This is a genomic window from Desulfobacteraceae bacterium, from assembly GCA_022340425.1.
In the GTDB taxonomy this organism is placed as follows: Bacteria; Desulfobacterota; Desulfobacteria; order Desulfobacterales; family JAABRJ01; genus JAABRJ01.
The window spans coordinates 1-6,182 of the sequence record JAJDNY010000071.1 but is presented as its reverse complement, the minus strand read 5'-3'; the positions used below and the strand labels follow the sequence as shown (position 1 = coordinate 6,182).

Sequence of the window (6,182 nt, the reverse complement as noted above, 5' to 3'; positions counted from 1 at the left end):
GGTTCAGCGGGAGGGCTGGCGCAGCTGCGCGGCAAAGACACGCTCGAAAAGCCCGTCCGAATCGATGGCGACGCTGCGGTGCAGCTCCCGAAACTGGGCCACCAGCCGAAGCGCCAGGGGTGTCAGCTGCGAGCCGCCGCCCGCCGCCCCGCCGATGCTTTTCACCAGCAGGGGTGCCCCCAGGCGCTCCTCGGTGGCCTTGATGCGCCCCCAAACCGCGCGGTAGCTCATCTTGAGTTCTTTGGCCGCCGCCTGGATGGAGCCGCTGCGGTGTATGGCCTCCAGCATGTGAAGGCGCCCCAAACCGAAGATCACCTTGCCGGCCTCGTCCTCGATCCAGACCTTGGAGCGGATAAAAAACCTTTTGTGGTTATCTGTCATAGCCCCCCGCATAGCACGGACAACCCGGCCCAAACAAGCCCCGGGGGCCCGCTGGGGGCTTGCGGGTCAGAATGCCCCCGGAGGGCCCGCGGCGCGCTCGGCCTCGGCCAGCAGACGGTCCAACTCCAGAGGTGCGGGTTTGGCCGGGTCGCGCACCAGATCGAGGGCCTTGCGGGCGCAGCGCTGGACGCACACCCCGCAGCCCATGCAGACCGCGGCATCGATGACGGGGCAGGCGCCCTCCTCCCAGACTATGGCCCCGAAGGGGCAGCGCTGGGCGCAGAGGCCGCATTGAACGCAGCGTGCGGCCTCCAGCCGGCTGACATAGCCGGAGGAGGCCAGCATCGGCACCCCGTTGCGCATGGCCTGCATGGCCCCGCAGCAGCAGGCGCAGCAGTTGCAAATGGCGTAAAAACGCCCGAAGAGCGCCTCTTTGAAAAAGGCGTGGTGCACATGCCCCCGCCGGGCCTCGGCTTTCAGAACGGCCACGGCCTCGGCAACGTCCACCCAGCGAGCCCGCCGGGGATAATGCTCCATGGCAAAGCCGGCAAACGGCTCACCGACGATCAAACAAACGTCCAGCGGCAGGCAGGGGTTGGGGCGCGAACTGCGGCAGGGGCATTCCATCAGAGCGATGCGATCCGGGTTCTGGATCACGATGTCGCGGGCCAGAGGATAGGGGATCACGTGCTCGAGCCCGGTCAGGCGGATGGGTCGATCGATGGTCACCAGCTGCCGGGAGGCCTCCAGCGGGACCACCTTGCCGTGGTAGGTGTCGGCAAAGGTGATGGCGCCGCCGGCCGGGTTGGCGGGATTTTCAGGGGGCCTGAAGCGCAGCAGCCGTTTCAACAGGGGTACCAGAAACCCGAAAAGCCGCACCGCCCGGTGCTCGCCGGTGCCGATGCCGATATACAGGTAGACCCAGCGGGCGTAAACGTAGCCGTGCAGGAAATCCAGCAGACCGTAGCCGGGTGTGGCGCGCGCCTCCCGGATAAACGCCCGGGTCGAGGGCGAGATGCAAAACGGCCGCAGCAGCCGGCGCCCCCAGCTGCCCAGCTTGCAAAAAATGGCGGAACGCGGCGGGTGCATGGCGCCGGCCTCCCTGACGACAAGCGGATCAACCCTGCCAGGGCGGCAGGGCGGCGCGGTCAGCGCATGCGCACGAACGGGTTGCTGCGCTTCTCCTGGCCGATGGTCGTGGCCGGCCCGTGGCCGGTGTAGACCGTGGTGTCGTCATCGAGGGTGAAGAGCTTGGTCCGGATGCTGGCGATCAGGGTGTCATAGTCGCCGCCGGGAAAATCGGTGCGGCCGATGGAGCCGTAGAAAAGGGCGTCACCGACGAATACGCAGCGGTCGGTGTGGAAGGAGACCCCCCCGGGGGTGTGTCCCGGGGTGTGCAGCACGGTGAGGGCGATATCCCCGAAGGTGACGGTGTCGCCCTCGGCCAGGGGGCGGTCGGGGGGCGGCGAATTCTGCGCCGACAGACCAAAGGCCGCGGCGCTAGCCGACAGCTGGGCCAGCATCGCCGCGTCCGCGGGGTGAATCAGCAGTTCGGCGCCGGTGGCGTCCTTGAGCTGCCGGTTGCCGCCGACATGGTCGAAATGGCCGTGGGTGTTGAGAATGTACTTGAGGGTCAGTTTTTCAGCCGCCAGGGACATCAGGACCTTGTCGGTTTCATCGCCGGGGTCGATGACCGCCGCCTGACGGGTCCGCTCGCAGCCCAGAATGAAGCAGTTGGCCATGATCGGTCCAACGGTCAGTTGCTTGATGATCACGGGTTCCTCCCTTTGGGTTCAGTCGTCCGGGTTCTGTCGGGCCCGGGCAATCATTTCCAGCAGGCTGTGGATCTTGGGCCGCGCCTCCCGGCGCATCAGCCGTGCAACCGTTTCGGCCGGCAAGTTGGCCCGCAGATAGGCCGCGACGTCGAAGGTTTCCCACCAGCAGTCGAGGAGCTTGCCGCAGGGCGCACCGGGGCGGTCGCCGCCGTGGTCGCGGCAGTAGGCGAAGGTCACCGGCCCGCCCAGGCGCGGGCAGCGCCGTTCACAGTCGTCCCAGCGTCGATCCACTGACAGGCTCCTTTGGATCAGCCCCGCTTGAGGTGTGCCGGCTTGGGGTAATTGGCAAACACTTTTTCCGAATCGGCGATGACCCCTTCGGGCAGTTCGAAATTGCTGAGCTGCCCGGCCAGGAATTTCTCGTAGGCCCCCAGATCCAGCAGACCGTGGCCGCTCCAATTGAAGAGGATGACCTTTTCGCGGCCCTCCTCCTTGGCCTTGCGGGCCTCGTCGATCACGGTGGCCAGGGCGTGGTTGGTTTCCGGGGCCGGGATGATGCCCTCGCTGCGGGCCAGGATTATGCCGGCCGCGTAGGATTCCAGCTGGTTGACCGATTTGGGCGTCAGCAGGCCCTCGTCCACCAGCTGGCTCACCGTCGGTGCCATGCCGTGGTAGCGCAGCCCGCCGGCGTGCAGCGGCGGCGGCATGAAGCTGTGCCCCAGGCTGTGCATCGGCAGAAGCGGCGTGTAGCCGGCCGTGTCGCCGTGGTCGTAGACGAAGGGCGCCTTGGTGAGGGTCGGGCAGGCCGCCGGCTCCACCGGGTAAATCTCGATGGCCTTGCCGTTGATCTTGTCCAGCACGAACGGGAAGGCCAGCCCGGCGAAATTGCTGCCGCCGCCGGCGCAGCCGATGATCACATCGGGGTAGTCGCCGACCTTGGCCAGCTGCAGCTTGGCCTCCAGCCCGATGATGGTCTGGTGGAGCATGACGTGGTTGAGCACGCTGCCCAGAGAGTAGCGGGTCTTGCCGCTGGGGTCGCTCACGGCGGCCTCGATGGCCTCACTGATGGCGATCCCCAGGCTGCCGGGGGTGTCCGGGAATTTGGCCAGGATCTCCCGGCCGGCCCGGGTTTCGGTGCTGGGGCTGGCCACACAGCGGCCGTTCCAGACCTCCATCATGGATTTGCGGTAGGGTTTCTGATCAAAGCTCACCCGCACCATGAAGACCTTGCACTCCAGCCCGAACTGCGCGCAGGCAAACGACAGGGCACAGCCCCACTGCCCGGCCCCGGTCTCGGTGGTCATGCGCTCCATGCCGGCCACCTTGTTGTAGTAGGCCTGGGGGACGGCGGTGTTGGGCTTGTGGCTGCCCGGCGGGCTGACACTCTCGTTTTTGAAATAGATCCGCGCCGGGGTGTCCAGCGCCTTTTCCAGGGAAAGCGCGCGCACCAGGGGTGAGGGGCGCCAGATGCGGTAAACCGACTGCACCGCTTCGGGGATCTCGATCCAGCGTTCGCTGCTGACCTCCTGCTCGATCAGGTTCATCGGAAACACCGGCGCCAGGTCTTCGGGTTTGACGGGGTTTCCGTCCGGTCCCAGCGGCGGGTTGAGCTTGATGTCGGCCAGAATGTTGTACCACTGCCGGGGCATCTCGTCTTCGGTCAGAAGTATTTTGCGATCTTTCATGGCGTTTCCTGTTCCGGGCTGGGCGCCGCTTGGCTTTTATCCCCGGCCGCGTCGGCCGGCGTCTGCTTTTTCAGCGCCAGGTGAATGCTGTCGAGGATCCCGTTGATAAACGCGCCGGATTCCTCGCTGCCGTATTTTTTCCCCACGTCGATGGCCTCGTTGATGGATACTTTCGGCGGGATGTCGTCGCAGAAGAGCATTTCGTAGACCGCCACGCGCAGCACATTGCGATCCACGCCGGACATCCGGCTGAGTTTCCAGTTGCTGGAGAAGCGTTCGATCAGGGCGTCGATCTCCGTTTTCTTGTGGATCACCCCTTCCACCAGGGTCTTGTAAAACGGCATGAACTTGGGCGACGGGTTGAAGTTTTGACAAAACATGGCCACCGCCGTTTCCGGCGCCACCCCGCCCATGTCCAGGTAGAAGAGGGTCTGCATGGCCAGTTCCCGGGCTTTGCGTCGGCTGCTGATCATCAGGCCTGCTCGAGGGCCTCCATCAGATTGACCATCTCCACCGCGGCCATGGCCGCGCTCCAGCCTTTGTTGCCGGCCTTGGTGCCGGCGCGTTCGATGGCCTGCTCGATGCTGTCGGTGGTGAGGACCCCGAAGATCACCGGAACCCCCGTCTCCAGGGAGACGACGGCGATGCCCTTGGACACCTCGGCGCTGACATAGTCGAAGTGCGGCGTGGACCCGCGGATCACGGCCCCCAGGCAGATAATCGCCTGGTAGCGCCCCTTCTCGGCCAGTTTTTTGGCCGCCAGGGGGATCTCGAAAGCACCCGGCACCTTGACGAGGTCGACGTCGGTCTCGCTGGCCCCGCAGCGCACCAGGGCATCCATGGCCCCCCCCACCAGCCGGTCGGTGATGAAATCGTTGAACCGGCCGGCCACCAGTGCGAATTTCTTGCCGTCGGCGCGAAGCTTGCCTTCGATTGTGTGCGGCATGTCACTCCTCCCGGGTCCTGTGACGGATCCCGCCGCCCCATGGGGGTCAGGGTTTCACGTCGAAATTGAGGGTATGGCCCATTTTGAGCTTTTTGCACTCCAGGTAGCAGCGGTTGTACTCGTTGGGTTCGATCTCGATGGGCACCTGTTCGACGATGCTCAGGCCGTAGCCCTGGAGGCCGACCATTTTTTTGGGGTTGTTGGTCATCAGGCGCATTTTGCGCACCCCCAGGTCCACCAGCACCTGGGCGCCGATGCCGTAGTTACGCAGATCGGGCTTGAAGCCCAGCGCTTCGTTGGCCTCCACCGTGTCCAGCCCCTGGTCCTGCAGCGCGTATGCTTTGAGCTTGTTGACCAGCCCGATCCCCCGGCCCTCCTGGCGGATGTAGAGCAGCACGCCTTCGCCCTCGCGTTCGATCTTCTGCATCGCCCGGCGCAGCTGGTCGCCGCAGTCGCAGCGCATGGAGCCGAAAATATCGCCGGTCAGACACTCCGAGTGCACCCGCACCAGGACGGCCCGCTCCGGCCGGATCTCACCCTTGATAAGGGCGATGTGCTGCAGGTCCTCGACGTCATTTTCGTACACCACGGCCCGGAAATCGCCGGCCACCGCGGTGGGGATGGTGACCTCGACCGCACGGTGAACGAAAGACTCGGTCCGCATCCGGTATTCGATCAGATCGGCGATGGTGCAAATCCCGATGCCGTGGGTTTCGCCGAAGGCCTCCAGGGACGGCATGCGCGCCATGTTGCCGTCTTCATCCATGATCTCGCAGATCACACCGGCGGGCTTCAGGCCGGCAAGCCGCGCGAGATCCACCGAGCCTTCGGTCTGCCCGGCGCGCACCATGACCCCGCCGGCCCGCGCCCGCAGAGGAAAGACATGCCCGGGCCGCACCAGGTCCTGGGGCCGGGCGTCGTCGGCCACCGCGGTCAGGATCGTGGTGGCGCGATCGGCCGCCGAGATCCCGGTGGTCACCCCGCAGCGGGCCTCGATGGAGACCGTAAAACCGGTTTCAAACTGCGAGGTGTTGTGATCCACCATCAGCGGCAGGTCCAGGGAATCGAGCTTTTCGCCGGTCATCGAGAGGCATATCAACCCGCGCCCGTACTTGGCCATGAAGTTGATGGCCTGCGGGGTGACCTTTTCGGCGGCCATGGTGAGATCGCCCTCGTTTTCCCGGTCTTCGTCATCCACCAGAATCACCATCCTGCCGTCGCGTATGTCTTTGATTGCCTGTTCGATTGAAATTTTCGCCATTCTTTTTGGTATCTCCCCAATGGTAAGGCGGCCAGCACCCGGAAAGCGCCAAACCCCCCGTTTGGAGGGCGGCGTAACTTGAACTTTCTACACCGCCCTCCCAAATTTTGACGGTTCCGCAAAAAGTCCAATCT

The 6,182-nt window shown here is 65.0% G+C and carries 8 protein-coding genes; all 8 read right to left on the bottom strand.

What is annotated here, in order from left to right; genetic code table 11:
• Nucleotides 1–3: 3 nt before the first annotated feature.
• The 8 genes from LJE63_06665 to LJE63_06630 all read right to left on the bottom strand — a co-directional run bounded on the left by LJE63_06665 (nucleotide 4) and on the right by LJE63_06630 (nucleotide 6,048).
• Nucleotides 4–381 (bottom strand): LysR family transcriptional regulator, encoded by a 378-nt coding sequence (locus tag LJE63_06665; protein MCG6906292.1) that lies wholly within the window; start codon nucleotides 379–381, stop codon nucleotides 4–6.
• Between the two features lie 66 nt (nucleotides 382–447).
• Nucleotides 448–1,470 (bottom strand): 4Fe-4S binding protein, encoded by a 1,023-nt coding sequence (locus tag LJE63_06660; GenBank protein MCG6906291.1) that lies wholly within the window; start codon nucleotides 1,468–1,470, stop codon nucleotides 448–450.
• 59 nt (nucleotides 1,471–1,529) lie between these two features.
• The gene (locus LJE63_06655; protein MCG6906290.1) at nucleotides 1,530–2,156 is read right to left on the bottom strand and encodes an MBL fold metallo-hydrolase; all 627 of its coding nucleotides are present in this window, start codon (nucleotides 2,154–2,156) and stop codon (nucleotides 1,530–1,532) included.
• 18 nt (nucleotides 2,157–2,174) lie between these two features.
• Nucleotides 2,175–2,447, bottom strand: a complete 273-nt coding sequence (locus LJE63_06650) for a hypothetical protein (GenBank protein MCG6906289.1) — start codon at nucleotides 2,445–2,447, stop codon at nucleotides 2,175–2,177.
• Between the two features lie 17 nt (nucleotides 2,448–2,464).
• Nucleotides 2,465–3,841 carry a TrpB-like pyridoxal phosphate-dependent enzyme gene (locus LJE63_06645; GenBank protein ID MCG6906288.1) on the bottom strand — a complete coding sequence of 459 codons (1,377 nt, stop codon included), beginning with the start codon at nucleotides 3,839–3,841 and terminating at the stop codon, nucleotides 2,465–2,467.
• Nucleotides 3,838–4,314: a transcription antitermination factor NusB gene (gene nusB, locus LJE63_06640; GenBank protein ID MCG6906287.1), complete on the bottom strand. Its 477-nt coding sequence runs from the start codon at nucleotides 4,312–4,314 to the stop codon at nucleotides 3,838–3,840. The genes LJE63_06645 and nusB overlap by 4 nt, the downstream gene beginning before the upstream one ends.
• Nucleotides 4,314–4,787 carry a 6,7-dimethyl-8-ribityllumazine synthase gene (gene ribE, locus LJE63_06635; protein MCG6906286.1) on the bottom strand — a complete coding sequence of 158 codons (474 nt, stop codon included), beginning with the start codon at nucleotides 4,785–4,787 and terminating at the stop codon, nucleotides 4,314–4,316. Before ribE ends, nusB begins: the two co-directional genes overlap by 1 nt.
• A 46-nt stretch (nucleotides 4,788–4,833) precedes the next feature.
• Nucleotides 4,834–6,048, bottom strand: a complete 1,215-nt coding sequence (locus LJE63_06630) for a bifunctional 3,4-dihydroxy-2-butanone-4-phosphate synthase/GTP cyclohydrolase II (GenBank protein MCG6906285.1) — start codon at nucleotides 6,046–6,048, stop codon at nucleotides 4,834–4,836.
• Nucleotides 6,049–6,182 lie beyond the last annotated feature (134 nt).